The sequence below is a fragment of the Candidatus Chlorohelix sp. genome, assembly GCF_037138995.1.
GTDB lineage: Bacteria > Chloroflexota > Chloroflexia > Chloroheliales > Chloroheliaceae > Chlorohelix.
Map to the genome: position 1 here is coordinate 42,747 of NZ_JBAXHI010000002.1, position 17,485 is coordinate 60,231.

The window sequence follows — 17,485 nt, forward strand, 5'->3', positions numbered from 1 at the left end:
GTTAACCCCTTTCTTTTGAGGAAGGGGTTTTTATTTGCCAGTTTTCGGCAATGCGGTTAAAATTCTTATAGATTGTAACCTTTAGTTGAGGATAAACCCTATGCGCCAACCGGATAATCGCCGCTATTTACAGGATTTGCTAAAAGGCTATCGCACTGCTCAGGTTTTGATAAGCTGCGCTGAATTGGGCGTGTTTGAGCATCTAAAAGAAGAAGGCGTTAGCGCGGAAGACTTGGCACAATTGACGAGTTCTAACCCTACTGCTATGGCGCGGCTTTTGAATGCGGCAGTCGCGCTGCAACTGCTCGGTAAGAATGGCGACCTGTATTTCGCGGAAGACTTGGCTCATGATTGCCTTTTGCCAAATGCGCCTCGCTATATGGGCAATGTTTTAAAACGTGAAGGAGCTTTTTATCGCCGTTGGTCTCACCTAACGGCAGCAGTAAAGAGCGGTAAGCGTCCAGATATAAATCTGCATGAAGAGAATAATACTCAATGGGTGCGTAATTTTGAAATGGCGCTACTCGATACCGCTCGTTTTGTTGGTCCGCTGGTTGCAGCCGCGCTTGCGCCTTATTTCCCCCATCAGGACGCACAAATTGCTAATGTTATAGATGTAGGCGGAGGTCATGGCGGATATAGCATTGCGTTGGCAGAAAAATATCCAAAGCTAGACGCGCTCGTTTTTGAATTACCGGAAGCGGCTGCCGTAGCCCTTGAGGTTATCACGCAAGCAAGTGTTACCGATAGAGTCAAAGTACAGGCAGGTGATTTCAGGAAAGATGAGCTTGGTAATGGTTTTGATATGGCGTTGCTTTTCGGGGTACTCGTCAGTGAAACCCCACCTAATGCCCTAGCCCTTTTACAAAAAGTATATAGAGCACTCAAACCCGGTGGTGTGGTTGTAATTCGAGGCTTTTATCTTGGTCCTGACCGGGCAAGCCCACTTGAAGCTACTATTTATGATTTGCATATGTTGTTATCCACCGAAGCAGGGGGGGCGCAAATTCTCGATGAATTAATTGACTGGTTACAAACTGTCGGGTTTCGCTCCTTTGAAACCGTCTCTTTGCCTTATCCAGAACAATCTGATTTACTGGTAGCTCACAAACCGTTTGTATAAATTATTATGCTTCCTACCTCTTTGCTTGCTCTGCTATCCCGCCAATTTGACCTTGCCTGACTAGCTTGTAGCATTAGATACTTCCGATTATTAATTCAAGCGCTAAGTTACTGAAAGCAACTCCTTAATGTTTATTGCTTTTAATTGCCAGAAAATCTTTAGATTGCTGATTGGATATTAATAATGCACACACACTCATCTGAGAAAGACCGGATACAGGCGGCTTACAAAGGCGCTTCCAATATGTATCACCGTACACCGGGAGGAGATTTCCAACGTTCCAGTGTAAGACATTTGCTGGTTGACCTTGATCCGGTTCCGAATGTCGGAGACTCAGTGCTGGATTTGGGTTGTGGCACTGGAATTGGTATATTTATGCTTTTGGAACTATACCCTCAGATTGGAAAGATAGTAGGTTTAGATTTATCTCCTCAAATGTTGGAGAATGCGCGGGCTGAAGCGGCTCAAATTGATCACCCTATAACTTGGTTAGAAGGTGACGGGCATAAATTACCGCTTGAAGATAATTCTTTTAACCTTGTTATCAGTCATAATGCCTTCCATTGGATGACAGACCGGGCAAAGGTTTTGCAAGAACTAAACCGAGTGCTAGTTTCCGGTGGGCGTATCGCTTTGCTTTTCGAGGGGGCAGGAGCGCGTGAAAACCAAATGAGTGTGCGCCGCCGCGTACTATCTAAATACAATTTAACTCCACCGATTGGCTATGGAACCGCATACGGGCATGATAGTGCGGAAGCTTGGAATACTGTCACAGCGGTTGAAAATTTGGTTGAAGAAGCCGGATTTCAAATAAATGATGTGTGGGCAAGGCAAAGCTACCAGTACATCCCACCCGAATTAATTGTCACGATGTTCCGTTCAACTAATGCTTATTGGTCGGCAGGGCTAAGTCAGGAGCAAACGGATTCGATAATGGATGAGATAAAGAATGAGATATATGCACAAACTACAGAGCGTGGCTTCCGCGAAATTATGTATCCGATAAATGTAATAGCTGTAAAGCCCTGAATTACAACCGGATAAGCGATTATAGGTGGTTGATTCATAAAAATTTTATCAGGAGGATAATTTATGTGGCGAATTGTGGTATTTCTTGGACTTATGTTTGCAGGGATAATCGAATCTTTGCGTTTGCATGTACCATTTTTTAATGATAACGGTAGCGCAAATCCAGATGAGCCATTCAAACTAGAACAACCGGAAATGTCAAAAGCTGTTTACGGACGTTTAGGCGAAGGTGATGATGTAGCACATTTCAGCTTTAACGCTCCGGTAGGGCATGCACCAGCTTTGATATTGTTGATACCTGCTCCGTCTTACACCAACTATGGTTTGCGTGCTAAAATGCGGGTTTTTGGTCCGGGCTTGCCCGTTGAAGGAATTACAAGCGACCTAACCGAGCAATTTATGAAGATTGTAGGGCATGAATATGTGATGGTGCAGAGCTATATGGATTCGGTTCAAGTTGCCGGCGATTTTCATGTGACAGTCGAACGTCTTGCGGGAAAAGGTACATATTGTTTCTGCCTAGGTACGGGCGAAACCCGCAAAATCCCCCGCGAATTGTTTACCCGCGTTGATGAGATAATAAACAGAGATGTTTTAGCTACCGCATAACTGCTGAACCATTTGGAATAAAATGCAGGTAGTAGAAGCGATTCGATTGAGTCGCTTCTATTTGTTTTTTTAACTCGTAAATAATAGTGTTACCGGAAGAATCAGAGTAAAATAGTTCATTGGAATAACTTTGTTACCTGTTATGATTCATCAGAACTGCCGTATCTCGCTTGTTCAAACAGCTATTTCAGTTCAGGGTTGGAAGGTTCGTCTTAGATAAAAATAGGAGTTAGGTTTTATTTTATGACATTTATCATGGGCGTTGATGGGGTGTTTTCAAAAATTTTTAAGATAGAAGCTCCAATAGAAGTTGTTTATGCTTTTCTATGTGATTTTGATTATACCTTGCCCCGTATGCCACAGGTCGAACAGGTACTTCAACTCTCAGAAGATAAATATCGCATGTTCTATTCTGCCGATGTAGTGGCAGGCTACAAAATGCACGTTCTTTTTGATATTCGCCCTGAAAAACTGGACGGGAACGTGCTAAAATTTCTACCTGTGTCTGTAAGCTCGGAAGAAATGAAAAAAATCCGCAGCACACATTCGGAATCTCTTTTTACCGGAAAGTTTACCGGTTATGCCAAATTCGTCCAAAATGGCAAACGCTGCGACATACATTACAAAGCGCAAATAAGATTGGAAGTTGAAGTACCACAATTTTTGCGCTATCTGCCTACTAATGCCCTCTCAAAATTGGGTAGCAAGGTTATGAGCTACAAGATGAATAGCGTTGGAGATGAAATGGCTTTAGCTTTACCGCGAGAGTTCCCTAAATGGCGAATGCAAAATCAGTCGAAGTTAGATGGAATAATAAAAGCAGGGTTGTAAGTTATAAGTAACCCCCGCCTAACTCTTTGCAGAAGCTGGATGGTATCCCGATTCTTATGTAATGACCGACCTAATTGAACTCAGTTGCTCTTCCATTACACAACTTTTGAGATACCATCCAAACCTTTCGGGGGAGTTGCATAACCCCCTATTTCCTAACTTTTGGTTGAGAAATCTAGTAATATCAGGGCATCGCCGGACTTAAATAAAGACGTAACCGTCGGGTCGTTAGCGGCTAACTGATGGATGAATTCGGCATCGGCTGGACCAAAAACCCAGACCTTTAAGCTTTCGCTACCCTTTAACATCGTTAGTTCGCCATTTGGTAAACTTTAGCATCCCCCAACCCGCTTTTCAATACATTTTCTCGAACTAGGGTTTCGTTTATACCTCTGCCAATGGTTCGGCTAGACTCCCTTTCTGGAGATAATCATTGAACAGGTTGCCCCATGTGGTTTCTTTTTTCCACTTTTCAAAAGTTAGGCGATCTTTGCGGGGCCAGCGATAATAATCATGATACATTTCACTCCCTAGAATAAATAGATTTACCAGTGGGGTGTGGAAAAAGAGCTTTTGAAAACGCTTCATCGGACCAAACCACATGAGGTCGCCCACCCGACTCGCGCCGTTATCTCCTACCGTGAAGCCCCAATTTTCACGCGAAATGTCCGCGCCCACTATCTCGATTTCGCTCATCTCTCCCACACCCAGCCCTCTTTCATGCGCCAAGCGAATGTATTTAAGGCTCATAGGGTCGAAGCCCATCATTTTGGCGGCAACCGCGTCAATTGCGACTTGGTCGTCTGAGGCGAGAATGTAATCTTTGATAACCGGATACATCGTGCGCGGTCCCGGTCCGTTTCCGGCGGTAGTGCCATCCATTACGGCGAAGATACCGGAATGAATCTCTTTTTGGATTGCCAGCAAATCCACCAGCGTTTCATGAATCCATGTATGGGTATAATGACGGTGGGTACTGAGCAAGCCCCCAAAAGCGTTTTTCATTGCTCCGGTGGTGGTGGTATAGATGTGGCATTTTACCGTTGGCAAATGGATGATGTTCTTGCCGAAGAAGTAATCGGGGATGTGGATTCCTTCCGGGAAGATTTTATCCAGTACCAGCATTTTTGCTTTGGGCTGGTAGCGCACCCAGTTTATATCTTCCGGCTTGAAATTGTACAACACCGGGATATTGTACTTTCTGAAAATCGGCACATAGTTATTGAGGTCTTCACCTTTGAAGGCGTTAGTCACTACCGTTTTGTTCTGCACGCAGGAAATATCTTTAAAACCTGCTTTGCGTAAAGCTACAGTAACCCCTTCCATTTGCCACGGTGTGGTGTTTGCGCCGGGGAAGGGGAAGTGCCAGCTAATATTGTCCTTCAAGATGGTGGTATTCTCACGGGGGAGATGCTGCTCAAAATCAGCCAACTTCATTAACTGCTCGTAATCTTCGAGAACGGTTTCTGGTCGTGTTTTGATTACAGCCACTTTAGCGCGTTTAGCCATTAAATGCTCCTTTCATTGCGGGAAAGTTGCTTATAATTCGGCAAATCCGGCAAACGCAAAAATTTTGCATGCTAAACAAAGAGAAGATTCAAATCTTCTCCTTGCATTTTACTCCATATTTAGCAACAGTAAAAATCAAATTACAGTTTGAGACGTTTGAAGATAGGCTCAGGTACATGCCGGATAATCAGCATAATCAGTTGCCAGAAGCGCGGGGTGTAAAGCACGTCCTTACCCTTTTGCATTGCGCTGAAAATATCGCCGCCTACCTTTTCCGCGCTGGCAAAGAGCAAGCCCTTTTTCAAGTGTGCGGTCATGGGCGTATCCACGAAACCGGGCTTGATGGTTAGTACCGCTACGCCGGATTTGGCAAGGCGATTGCGTAGCCCTTGCAGGAAGGTATTCACGCCGCCTTTAGCAGCGCCGTAAACATAATTGCTCTGTCGCCCTCTGTCGCCAGCCACCGAGGAGATTACAGCAATGCAACCTCGTTTTTGCTTCTCAAAATGGTTGGCAAGGATAGTAAGCAACGAAATAACGCTTACACAGTTATTGTTAAATTCTTGGAGAGCTAATTGGACGTTTGCTTCGCCCGCCTTTTGGTCGCTAAGCGTGCCATGCGCGATAAGTACCGCGTCCAAACCGTCTAACGTAGCAATGGCTTTGCTCACCAATGCAGCGTGGCTTGTAGTATCCGAGAGGTCGAGTACAAGGCTTTCTACCTGTTTCGCGCCTCTGACTTTCAAGTCGCTGCAAACTGTTTCAAGCTTTTCAGGGTTGCGCCCCACCAGAAATAGCTGTGCGCCCTCACGTGCGAAAAGCTTGGCGGTTTCGTGGGCAATTGCGGAGGTTGCGCCTAATATCAGAACTTTATTCATCTTTATCCTTTGATATGTCCGTTGGAGGTTACTCTCCGCCAGAAACTGGATGAGAATTTAGGGTCAATGTACTGCTCAAACTCTCGCCAATTCGGGTAATATTGCTGGAAATTTTCCGCGCTCATCCGGGCATCTTTGGCAGGATAGACCACGCCACCACTGCGCCTTACTATGCCATCCAAATCTTCCAGAAGTCGCAAAGTTTTATCTCCGTGAAAGGCGAAATCCAGCGCGAGAGTCACGCCCGGACGCGGGAAAGAAAGTATTCCCGGTGATTTTATATGCCCAAACTCTTTCAGAACTGCCAAAAACGAGCCTTCGCCCGAATCGCTGATACGTCCTAGAATCTCACGGATAGCGAGGTGATTGTCGCTGCTTGGAATTACAAATTGGTATTGCAGGAAACCGCGTTTACCGTAGAGCTTGTTCCAGCGGTCAACTTTATCGAGCGGGTAAAAGAAAGGGTCATAGGGTACGGTTTTATTGCGCCGCTTTTGCAGATGGATATGGTAGAAGGTAGTGTTAAAAGCCTTCATGGTCAGCCCGTTTAGCAGGAACTCAGGGGCATCTAGCGGCACTGTTCCGGGCAGTTTCTTGTTTACTGCCTCTTTGGATTGATATTTGGATTGGTTGTGGTTGCCGCGCATGAATACGCCACGCCCAAGATTCTTTCCGGTGGCAATGCAATCTACCCACGAGACGGTATATTCAAAATCCCGGTCAGATTGCGCCGAAATCTCAAAGAACTCCTCGATATTTTCAAAGCGGATTTCTTCCACATCAATAATGGCGTTTTGGATGGGCTTGAGCTTAAATTCAGCCCACAAGATTACACCTGTTAATCCCAGCCCGCCTATGGTAGCTTGGAAATATTCTAAGTTAGAAGTGGGCGAACAGATGAAACGCTCACCGTTAGAGCGCAAAAGCTCAAACTGCGTAACGTTGCACCCGAAAGTGCCACCCCGATGATGGTTTTTGCCATGTATATCGTTAGCGATTGCGCCGCCCACCGATACGAATTTAGTACCGGGCGTGACGGGTAAAAACCAGCCTCTTGGTACAATTACTTCGAGGATTTCTGCCAGCGAAACGCCTGCCTCACAGCGCAAAAGTCCGTTTATTTCATCAAAGCAGAGGAAGCGGTTTAGCCCGGAGGTATCTAGCAAAACCCCTCCTTCATTCAAGCAACTATCGCCATAGCTACGCCCAAAACCGTAAGGCAAGAGCGATTTAGAGGAAAAATTCAGGTTGGCTATTTCTTCTTGCCAGAAAACAGGCTTTACTGTCTCCGGCTTTGCCGAAGGGTAGCGACCCCATGATTCATATTTTTGCATTATTAAGACTTAAGACCTCAACTTTATATTACACAGGCGCGAACAATCCTGCCCGTTTTATAACGCTTCTAACGCGCTCGGCGTTTCGGGCGACTCATTTTGTTTATTCTGAGGCTTCTGGAAACGTTCTCTAAAAATAAAGAGGATGGCAATTCCCAGCAATACCCCAAACCAGAGTGTGCAAAGGCGTATCAGGAAGGTTGCGGCGGCAGCAACCCCGCCTGTCACACCTTTCACCAGCAACGCCAGCAACCCACCGATTGAGCCATCTGCTACGCCCAAACCGCCCGGCAAAAATGAAAGCGTTCCTGCCAAACTTGCCGCTGCCATGATGAAAACGCAAGCCAGCAAAAGGTCGAAATCCGCCTTTTGCCCCAACCCCAACATTACCAGATAGAAGGCAAAGCACTCCCCAAACCAGCCCACAATTGACATCAGCAATGCTATTACCAGCACTTGCGGCTTGAACAGCCTGTAACTGCTATCATAGAAGGTTTGAAGGTGATGGATGCGCTTGCTCAAAAAACCTATACGCCCTAACGCCATCAGAAGCTTGTTTGCCAGCCAACGCCATTGCACCAAAAGAAATAGCGTCAACGAACCAAGAAAGACCAGCAATATTGCCAGCCTGAATATGTCATTATCGAACACAAAAAAGCCAGTACAGGAGAGTACCAGCATAGCCAGTCCATCATTAAACCGTTCGGCTACTACAATGGGAGCGGTAACCATTATCGGTGTGCCGTTTAGCCTTTGAATCAGAAAGCTCTTAAGCACTTCGCCCAATTTGCCGGGGGTGACTGCCATTGACATGCTGCCAAAGCTGACAATCGCGCTTTCGAGGGGCGTTATTTTTTCCGCACCGCCGCCCACCACTTTAAGATAATAGTGTTGCCGCAGAAAGCGAATCACATAATTGGTAAAGGTGCATAAAAGGATTGGAATCAGTACCCACCACTGGAATTGCTTCAGTGCATCCAGCGTTTTGTTTAAATCTCCGATGATGGCAATAAGAACCCAAACTAGGATTCCCAATAACATGGAGATAAAAAGCTTGCCACGAACCTTCGAAAGTTGTTCCAAGAGCTAACCTCTAAAAATGTAGAGCAGTGCCACGCAAGAGCAAACCAACAGAAATATGCTCACCAATTCTTCAGTTATATTTTATGGCATGTATTATAGCATTTTTGGCATGTTATTTCGGACGCAAGCTCTGAACTCTCAGCCCTAGGAATGGGAACTAATAAGTCTGTATTCGCACAAAAACAGTCCCAAAGGACTATATAAAACGGAAATTAACGTTGTGCAATTCTATTCAATATCTAGCGTTTCGATATAATCATTGAAGCTTGCAAGTAATTCCCGGCAGCTGAGTGCCGCTTCATACAAATCCTTAGCTTCTTGTATGGTCAACCCGTCAGAACTGGCTCCCATATCAGAGAGCAGAATTATTGTGGTTAGTGGCTGATTAATATCATGATAATAATGTCTGATTTGTTTCAGCATTTCCACATCAAGGTTTTTTTGCGAGTTCATAATGTCTTATCCTAGTCTTTTTCTACAGTAACTTTTGTAAGCCATTATAACGCCGTAACCTTACAACTTAGCTTACAAAACCATGGCATCTTCTATAGAAATAGGGGCAGGAAGGCACTTTTTCAATAGCTGTCTTTTACATTAAGTGCGGGAGAACCCAATTTGCATTGATAATAATATTACCCTGAAATGTAATTTGCCCGTCACGATTGGCAATTTCAAATGAAACTGAGCTATAAATGGATTTATTACTGGTCGAGACGGGGGCTTTCTGAGTGCAAACGTTCGTTATGTTATTTCCGGGTATGCTGCCAATCGTTATTGCCAGTCGGTTTTAGTTGGACCTTTAAGGTCAACTTTCAGGAAGCGATCCAGTAATTTGTAGCGCCAAATAATTTGCATAATCACCGCCCACAGAACCGCCAACCCTCCTAGCATCAAATAATCCACCCACGGTAAAACTTGTAGATTAAAAATCTTACGAAGTGGGTCAACTAAAATTATTACGAAATAAGCGACGAGAATTGCCCCTGCTAATATTGTAGGTCGCCAATCGCCGCTAAGTCTATCGCCTCCTACAAAGATTTTAAGGGGCGGTTGGGCAAATATCACCAGCAGCAAGCCACAATACAGGGTAAAAGTCACCAGACCGCTCTGGGCAACTGGAACCACAGATTTGATTACATCAAGTAGTTGGAAATCACCGGCTATTGATTCGAGCTGGAAATAACAATAGCCAATATAAATGGCTAGTGATGCTAGGCTAAGCATAAAACAGGCTGGGATTACGTAGTGGAGGAGGGGAAATATAGTGCTACCCCGCTGTGAAGTTCCTGAAGGCGCCCAGAGAGCTAGTCCAAAAACCGGAATACCTACCGTGAGTAAAACAAAAATAGAGCTTTGAGTTGGTGTAAAGGGGAAAAACTCGATTCCCAGAATAAGACCGGTATAGATTATTAAAAGGGTTACAAACAGTACCCGCACCAAAAATAGCTTTAAAATATCCTGCATTCCATTGCGGATACGGTTGCCTTCCCGGAAAGCATGAGGCAAAGCCGCAAAAGAATCCCCCAGTAGCACCACATCAGCTACGCTTCGGGTAGCCTGGCTACCACTTTCCATAGCAATTCCTAGGTTAGCTTTTTTTAAGGACAAAACATCGTTTACGCCATCCCCAATCATTGCCACATAATGCCCGTGGCTTCGTAAGGCGCTTACCAGAATTTCTTTTTGTTGAGGGCGAATGCGCCCAAAAATGGTGGTTTCCTCGGCTATATCGCTTAGCTGCGATTGGCTTAAATTGTCCAGTTCGGGACCTGAAATGGTTTTAATACTCGTCGGTAGTCCCGCTTGGATTGCCAGCGCTGCGACGGTCTGAGGGTTATCGCCTGAGATAATTTTTACCTGTATGCCCTCAGCAGCAAAAGCAGCTAGGGTCTCTTTGGCTTCAGCCCGCAATATATCGTGAAACCAAAGTACACCTAGGGGAATGAGAGAAGGTAAAACCGGGGAACCGTTCTCAAAGAGGGGGCAGAGATGGGGAGAGTATGCCAACAGCAATACCCGAAGCCCCTGCTCGGTTCCTGTGTCAATTAGGTACTGGATTTCAGTAGTTATGCTTACAGAAGCGGTTAGATTTTCGGGGGCGCCAAGCGCATACACGCCCCTAAGTTCAGACTGCTCAAATGCTAAAGCGCTCCACTTGCGTTCTGAGGAAAAAGGCACATGTTCAAGAAAGGGATAAGGGCTACCGCCACACCCCGTTTTAATGGCTTCGTTGGTTTTATTACCTGCCGGAGTACTGGCAGCATAAATCCCTGCAATGCGCTTTAATTCGGTTTCACTTACTTCCAAAGGAAAAAGTGAATGTAGCTGGATTTGATTTGAAGTTAAAGTGCCGGTTTTATCTAGGCATAAAATATCTACATTACTTAGTGACTCGACCGCATTGGCTTGCTGAATTAATGCCCCCTTACCAGCGATTCGAACAGCCCCGATGGCATAAGCTAAAGCTATCATCATAAATAAGCCGTTTGGCACCAACCCAGCCAATACCGCAGCCACTCGCACGCTATCCATCAGAGGCAATTCCAATAAAATGGTTTGGGCTATCAGGATAATTGTAAAAAGGGCTACCAAAATTATTAGAATTTTTATTACTAGGTTGACTTCAATCTGCAAAGGGGTCAGCACCCGGCGAAAGGCTTTGGCGCCTGCGGTAATCTGATTGGCTAGGCTATCCCCACCGACCTTTTCAGTCTCGTAAGCAGCCGAACCAGTAACGCAGAAGCTACCAGAGTAAACCTTATCTCCGGCTCTCTTTTTGATTAAGTCTGATTCGCCGGTAAGTTGTGATTCGTCTACTTCTAGCGTGCCTTCTCCCACCATCCTACCATCTACCACAATCTGGTCTCCAGGGGTCAGTAACAAAACATCCCCGATTACTATTTCACTAGGATCAATATTTTTTTGCTGCCCTGACCGTAATACGGTTGCTTTAGGACGGGTAAGCAGGCTGATACGGTCAAGTTTACGTTTGGCATTTATCTCCTGAATTACGTTAACTATTACGTTAATTAAAATAACACTGACCGAAACAATGGCATCGTTGATAAGCCCTACAAAAAGCAGGAGTGCTCCGATAATGAAAATAATATTATTGATAAAAGTAAAAACATTTTCGCGGATAATTTGATCGTAAGTGCGGCTGGTTTGGATTTTGACATTGTTCCCAAGACCGTTTTTACGACGAATTTCAACTTCAGCTTCCGACAGTCCAAGGGTAGAAACTGGGGATTGGGCAGGTATATCCATACTTAAAGCACTCCTTAAGGATTTGGATCGAAATACAAGGTTTAGGGTTGCTGCCACACGGTTAATTAGTAGCCAGACAGACTTTACCTTATATTTGGGTGAAACCTTCTCTTTTTCAATTATACAATCTTTCTCAGAGTTTGGCTGATGTCCTGAGACTAGGGTCAGGTCTGATACCGTTGGTGAACTAAAAAGGGCATTCTTTGCTAAAATAGCTGGAGTGAAAAAGAAAGAATATCGTCCGCAAGTAGTAAGAAAATGTTCCTCCAACCACAAAAGATTGAAGATTATCGGCTACTCGATAAAGGAAGAGAACGGGAAGAATGGGCGAAGGTATCCATCGCACCAAGATTGATGAAGTTGTAGAAGCCTTTATTGTGTACGACCCAAATTTGGGTAAAGAGCGCCGCAAAAGTTACAGTGAATTTGTAACAGATTTCTCCAGCGGGGAAACGAGCATTTCCCAAAAATTCGAATCGCTCCGAATAATGTTTAAAGATTTCCACCCTGAAACAAAGCCGATTTTGTGGCGAGTGTTGATACTTCAGGCACATTTGTATCAAGCCTTCCGCACAGCCTCTGATTCAAATCGTCCTGATTCGGTGCATAAAAAGAAACTCACCGTAACAAATTTCTCGTTTCCCAAACAATACAGCTTCTATTGGCTATGGGTTAAAGAAGAATCGAAAGAGCAAGAGCGTATGCGCGAACCTTTTAAGGTTGCCGAGCAATATTTGAAAAATCGTTTGTTCGATGGAATGTATATTCAAGGCGATACGGTGTAGTTGAAAACCAATGCCGGATTGGCGCACAAGGATAATTGAAGATTTCGTTTTTATTGATGTAAGATAGACATAAGAGCGTGAATTAACAACTACGCCGGGATTTATGAGTATTATGCGTAATGATATTCTGAAAAAAGCAGGAATAGGTTTTGCATCGCTGCTGTTGTACTTGTTGGCAGGGATTGCTTTATGGTTTAGCGCGTACCATCCAAAAGCCCATGCTGAACCGCTATTACCTCAGCCTGATGCTCAAGTCACTTTGTTAGCGGTGGGGGATGTGATGTTGGGCAGGGATGTGGCATTATCTTCTGCAATATCGCCTGAGAAAAGCGACTATCCCTTTGCGGTTATGCCAAAGCTGAGGAAGGGCGTTGATTTGGTTTTTGGCAACCTTGAGTCGCCTATAGTTGCGCCTGAGAACCGTTCAAATGCTAGTTCAGGTGGCTATCTTTTCCCGGCTGATTCTGAATCTGCGGGCGCATTAAAACGAAACGGCTTTGATATTGTCACGCTTGCCAATAATCACAGCCTTGATTATGGAAGGGCGGGTCTGCAAGATACTATTAACAGCTTAAAGTCTGCGGGGGTGGCGTATGTTGGAGCAGGTGAGGATGCCGCAACGGCAAATCAGACTGTGTATATGGAGCGGAACGGTTTGAGGCTGGCGTTTATTGCTGCTACTTCGGTTTATCCTACCGGGCTGGATGGGCTACAAGCATCTAATTCTCCGGTGGCATTGCTTGAACCGCAAAAGATACTTGGTGCTATTAAAGAAGCGCGTACACAGGCTGACGTGGTAATTGTAGCTTTGCATTGGGGCGATGAGTATAATTCGTCGGCTTCTACAACCCAACGCGATTTTGCTGCACAGGCTTCTGAAGCAGGGGCAGACCTTATTATAGGCGCACATTCGCATGTGGTTGGCGATTTTGAGGTTATTACGCATACTTTTGTGGCATATAGTCTCGGCAACTTTGTGTTTGACAGTCGTTTTCCGCCCGAAACCCGCCAAAGCGCAGGACTTTACATAAAGTTGGATAAGCGGGGAGTATCCGCTGTGTCTGCTGTTCCACTTAAGATAGAAGCAAACCGCCCGGATTACTATAAACCGAGTGAGCTTGAACCAACTTTTACGGCTTTTTCGGCACATTCGCTTAACTTGCCGCTTACCGAAGTGGCGTTCTGGAATGGCAGCGAGTGGCGAACTGCTCCCGCGCTTGCCTATATGCGTGATTCTACAGCCGATAAGGCGAGTTTGCCCGTTTCAAGAACCGTTCAAGTCAGGGATATTGTGGCAGACAAGGGCGGTTATACCACCGGACGCGCCGTTGAGGATTTCAGCAAGGAATTGCAAACGGACGAACGGCTTGAGTTGAAGAATGGCACGCTACGGGTGTGGCGGTTTGGTTTGAATATCTCAGGCTGGAAATTGATTTGGGAAAGCAAAGCGGGCTGGCAAGTTGAACATTTTGATTTTGGAGATGCGGACGAGGATGGCAGACCTGAATTGATGTTCAGCATGTGGAAAAACGATGGATGGGATGATGTAGGGCAATATCGCAGCCACCCGTTTGTTTACGGCTGGAGAAGGGATGCTTTTCGCCCTGTTTGGGCAGGCTCCGCGTTGGCAGACCCTATCAGGGAATTTGCGCTGGCTGACCTTGCCGACGATGGCGGAAACGAACTGGTAGCGCTTGAGGGGAATTATTCGGATGAACGCACTACTCCGGCGCGTTATCTTACAATTTGGCGTTGGATGGGTTGGGGTTATGAGTTGCTATATCGAAGTGAAGTCGGTAACTTTACGGCTTTATCTACGCTTCTGGGTCAGCCTTATGTGTATTACAGGCATAATTGAAAGGAACAGATGCTTATGAGTGACCGAAACAGATTGCTAAAACTTTACGGTTTATTTGGGTTGGTAGCTTTGCTGCTGAATTTGCTGCTGGCGGCTTGCGGTGATGCTACCCCTACCTCAGCGGGTGCAAGCCAAACCGGGGCGGGTCTTTCGTTTCTATTTAACAAAACGCCCACTCCTACCACTGCGGCGGTTACCACTGAGACGACTGCTGCTGCCACAACGCAAGCTACAACTCCAAGTCAACTCACAACCGTTGCAACTACCACCACCGCTGCGGCTACTCCGGTTGTGGTTCAACGCTATAACCCGAATTTTGCCGCTTACAAAGAACAACCCTCGACCATTAAACCGAACTTTCCTGCGTATAGTGTAAGTTCCGGGTTATCGAATGTGACTAACATTGCGGACTTTAAGCTGAGTGATGCTCAGAAGAAGCTGATTGAGCAGAATTATTTTGCAGTGGAACCGGCTCAATTCAAGCAATTTTTCCAAGCATACGAAAGTTTCCGCTATGACCAGATTCCAACTTATATCTCTACCGACAGCGTGGCGCATGTTTATCATTTGCTGTTTGATAAGCTGTTGCGCGATACCGAGCGAAACTTTTTGATTAAAGACCTAATCGGGCTTACCACCGCGCTATATGATGCCTCGCTGGCGCAGTACAATGACCTCAAGGGTACGGCGTTGGAAGGGGCGGTAACTCGCAACGTGGCTTTTACGGCGGTAGCTCGTAAACTGGCAGAACCCAAAGCGGCTTTGAATTCGCTTCCTGATTCTGCCGCTAAATTGGTGGATGCCGAAATGAAGCTGATTGACGGGACAGGCGGGTTTGCGCTCAGCCCTATTATGGGTAGTGACTATCAAGAAGATTACAGCCAGTATATCCCTCGTGGACATTACACTATTTCGGAGGAGTTGAAGAATTATTTCAGGGGGATGATGTGGATTGGGCGCATGAATTTCAGGCTCAAGAATGACAGTGAAACTCAATCCGCTTTGCTGCTATCACAGGCAATTCTAAACGGTAAGTTTGGTAATCAGAAGGCGAGAGACCTTTGGCTACTGATTTATGAGCCAACCGCTTTTTTTGTGGGTTCTTCGGATGACCTAACCTATTTGGATTATGCCAATCTGGCAACTGCAATTTGGAGTGAGAGCAGTTTAAAAGACTTAAAGACGTTTGCCGATGCTACAAAGTTCGCGCAGTTCAAAAAATCGGCGGATACGCTGCCGCCTCCCAAGATTAATTCGATGTACACGCTGATAACCGAATCGCAGGAAACCCAGATTAAGGGTATGCGTTTGATGGGGCAACGCTTTACGCTGGATGCTTATATTTTCCAGAACCTTATTTGGCGAAGGGTAGGCACTTTGGAAAAACCGCGTGATTTGCCAAAGGGCTTGGATGTGTTCGCCGCTTTCGGTAGCGAGCAAGCGCAGAAGCTTTTGCAGCAAGCAGGCGAAACCAATTTTGCCAATTTCTCTACCCAGTTGGACAAGGTAAAAACGCAAGTTGCCGCTATCAGCAACGATACATGGACTCAGAATCTTTATTGGGGTTGGCTGTATAATCTCAAGCCTTTGGTCGAAAAGCGCGGGACTGGCTATCCAAAATATATGCAAAACGAGTTGTGGCAGCGCAAGCAGCTTGTTACGGGGTTGGCAAGTTGGACGGAATTAAAGCACGATACTATCCTCTACGCAAAGCAAGTTTATGCGGAACGTGGGGGCGGTCCGGAAGATTTACCAACTGGCTTTGTAGAGACTGAACCAGCTTTCTATGCGCGTATGGCGGCGTTGGCACAACTCACCCGCACCGGGCTTGAGCAACGCAACCTGATTGATAAGTCCAATGCGGATGTGTTGCAGCGGTTGGAAAAAACTGCCCTGACTCTCAAGACTATTGCCGAGAAAGAGCTAACCAACCAGAAGCTTACCAATGATGAAGTTATCTTTATCGCGTATTGGGGCGCTACTATTGAGAGTTATACACTGGAAGCCGCCGATGCCGATGCTACCGGACGCAAGTATATTGACAAGCAGGATGCGGCATTAGTAGCCGATGTTGCTACCGGGTTGCAGGAGGTATTGACCGAAGCTACAGGGCGTGTAAATCTTATTTATGTGGTTGTGCCGATAAACGGTAAAGTCATATTGACCAAAGGGGCAGTGTATAGCCAATACGAGTTTACAGTTAAACCTAACGAACGTTTAACTGATGCAGCATGGCAGCAACGCCTAAATGAAGGGAAAGCTCCTGCTCTTGAGGATTGGAAGAAGAGTTATATTGCGCCTGGTGTAGCGATACAACCCGCGCCCTGACAAGAATTTTACTAAAGATTTAACTAAAGCTCCGGTATCTTGAAAAAGCTTTAAAAGGGCTTGACAGAATGCCGGGGCTATTATATACTACACTCGGCTAATCAAACGAGGTTAGTCGGCTAAAAATGTATGCCTTTTTGTATTTTCCAACACCTCTTTAGGCAGGAAGGAAACTACTTTGACCCATTTCGGTAATACAAACAAATATCTTGAATCGCTTTTAGCAATGCGATTGTGGGGTTATATCGAAAAGCCGGTCAAATTGGTTGACTTTACCTGTTTCCGTTCAGCCTATTACATCCGGTAATTAACCCAGAAATTTTAATTTTAACGAGAACTTTAATCTAATAATTGGCTAATTGTGCTTTGTTTCAAGCGCATGCTTTGTGTTGCTTTGCGTCTGAATACCAACGGTATTAGGATTTTGCAGGCAATTTTAAGCAATTTTGGCACAAAGTTTTCAAGTTGAAGATATATAAACGGGGAAGTTAGCACAATTTCCTGAACTAGCCTTAACTGGGAATTTTCACCACTAGCCAACTTAATTTTCTTACTATCCGGGCTAATCTTTTTACCGGTTTATTAGGCTTGCCTTAGCAGAAAGGATGCAAAAAAATGCAGGATCGTAACATGGGGAGAATGGAGAGAAATGAATCCCGCCCATCTTCCGGCTGTTTGATTTCTCTCATACTCGCCTTCATTCTGATGCTTTTTATACTTGATCCTAGCATTGCGGCAACTGTAAGCTATTACGTCTTAACGTTTCTGTATAGGGCAATCGAGTGTAAAAATGGCTGCCCCGGTATTTAAGCTCAACCGGGTGTGCCAACTTAACCCCTCTTCGTAGGGGA

At 45.4% G+C, this 17,485-nt stretch carries 14 protein-coding genes; 7 read left to right on the plus strand and 7 right to left on the minus strand.

Features of this window, described 5'->3' with window-relative positions:
• Window positions 1-100: 100 nt before the first annotated feature.
• The 4 genes from WCK19_RS01370 (at window position 101) to WCK19_RS01385 (ending at window position 3,592) form a co-directional block, all read left to right on the plus strand.
• On the plus strand, window positions 101-1,123 hold the full coding sequence (locus WCK19_RS01370) for a methyltransferase (RefSeq protein WP_342395552.1): 1,023 nt from the start codon (window positions 101-103) through the stop codon (window positions 1,121-1,123).
• 183 nt (window positions 1,124-1,306) lie between these two features.
• Complete coding sequence (locus WCK19_RS01375) at window positions 1,307-2,152, plus strand: methyltransferase domain-containing protein (RefSeq protein ID WP_342395553.1); 846 nt, start codon at window positions 1,307-1,309, stop codon at window positions 2,150-2,152.
• A 63-nt stretch (window positions 2,153-2,215) separates the two neighbouring features.
• Window positions 2,216-2,761 (plus strand): hypothetical protein, encoded by a 546-nt coding sequence (locus WCK19_RS01380; protein WP_342395554.1) that lies wholly within the window; start codon window positions 2,216-2,218, stop codon window positions 2,759-2,761.
• A gap of 243 nt (window positions 2,762-3,004) precedes the next feature.
• On the plus strand, window positions 3,005-3,592 hold the full coding sequence (locus tag WCK19_RS01385) for a DUF1997 domain-containing protein (protein ID WP_342395555.1): 588 nt from the start codon (window positions 3,005-3,007) through the stop codon (window positions 3,590-3,592).
• A 155-nt stretch (window positions 3,593-3,747) separates the two neighbouring features.
• On the opposite strand, the gene WCK19_RS01390 is transcribed toward WCK19_RS01385, so the two are convergent.
• From WCK19_RS01390 to WCK19_RS01420, 7 genes are all read right to left on the minus strand, one after another.
• The gene (locus WCK19_RS01390; RefSeq protein ID WP_342395556.1) at window positions 3,748-3,900 is read right to left on the minus strand and encodes a hypothetical protein; all 153 of its coding nucleotides are present in this window, start codon (window positions 3,898-3,900) and stop codon (window positions 3,748-3,750) included.
• Window positions 3,901-3,976: 76 nt separating this feature from the next.
• Window positions 3,977-5,101: a DUF362 domain-containing protein gene (locus WCK19_RS01395; RefSeq protein ID WP_342395557.1), complete on the minus strand. Its 1,125-nt coding sequence runs from the start codon at window positions 5,099-5,101 to the stop codon at window positions 3,977-3,979.
• Window positions 5,102-5,241: 140 nt separating this feature from the next.
• Window positions 5,242-5,979, minus strand: a complete 738-nt coding sequence (locus WCK19_RS01400; protein WP_342395558.1) for an SDR family oxidoreductase — start codon at window positions 5,977-5,979, stop codon at window positions 5,242-5,244.
• A gap of 2 nt (window positions 5,980-5,981) precedes the next feature.
• On the minus strand, window positions 5,982-7,313 hold the full coding sequence (locus WCK19_RS01405; RefSeq protein WP_342395559.1) for an FAD-binding oxidoreductase: 1,332 nt from the start codon (window positions 7,311-7,313) through the stop codon (window positions 5,982-5,984).
• A gap of 57 nt (window positions 7,314-7,370) precedes the next feature.
• Window positions 7,371-8,396 (minus strand): lysylphosphatidylglycerol synthase transmembrane domain-containing protein, encoded by a 1,026-nt coding sequence (locus WCK19_RS01410; protein WP_342395560.1) that lies wholly within the window; start codon window positions 8,394-8,396, stop codon window positions 7,371-7,373.
• A 228-nt stretch (window positions 8,397-8,624) separates the two neighbouring features.
• Window positions 8,625-8,849 carry a hypothetical protein gene (locus tag WCK19_RS01415; protein WP_342395561.1) on the minus strand — a complete coding sequence of 75 codons (225 nt, stop codon included), beginning with the start codon at window positions 8,847-8,849 and terminating at the stop codon, window positions 8,625-8,627.
• Between the two features lie 318 nt (window positions 8,850-9,167).
• Entirely contained in the window at window positions 9,168-11,663 is a 2,496-nt protein-coding gene (locus WCK19_RS01420) for an HAD-IC family P-type ATPase (RefSeq protein ID WP_342395562.1), read from the minus strand.
• A gap of 323 nt (window positions 11,664-11,986) precedes the next feature.
• Between WCK19_RS01420 and WCK19_RS01425 the strand changes: the two genes are divergently transcribed.
• From WCK19_RS01425 to WCK19_RS01435, 3 genes are all read left to right on the plus strand, one after another.
• Window positions 11,987-12,448, plus strand: a complete 462-nt coding sequence (locus WCK19_RS01425) for a hypothetical protein (protein WP_342395563.1) — start codon at window positions 11,987-11,989, stop codon at window positions 12,446-12,448.
• A 112-nt stretch (window positions 12,449-12,560) separates the two neighbouring features.
• Window positions 12,561-14,306, plus strand: coding sequence for a CapA family protein (locus WCK19_RS01430; protein ID WP_342395564.1), 1,746 nt, complete (start codon window positions 12,561-12,563; stop codon window positions 14,304-14,306).
• A 15-nt stretch (window positions 14,307-14,321) separates the two neighbouring features.
• On the plus strand, window positions 14,322-16,634 hold the full coding sequence (locus WCK19_RS01435) for a DUF3160 domain-containing protein (RefSeq protein WP_342395565.1): 2,313 nt from the start codon (window positions 14,322-14,324) through the stop codon (window positions 16,632-16,634).
• Window positions 16,635-17,485 lie beyond the last annotated feature (851 nt).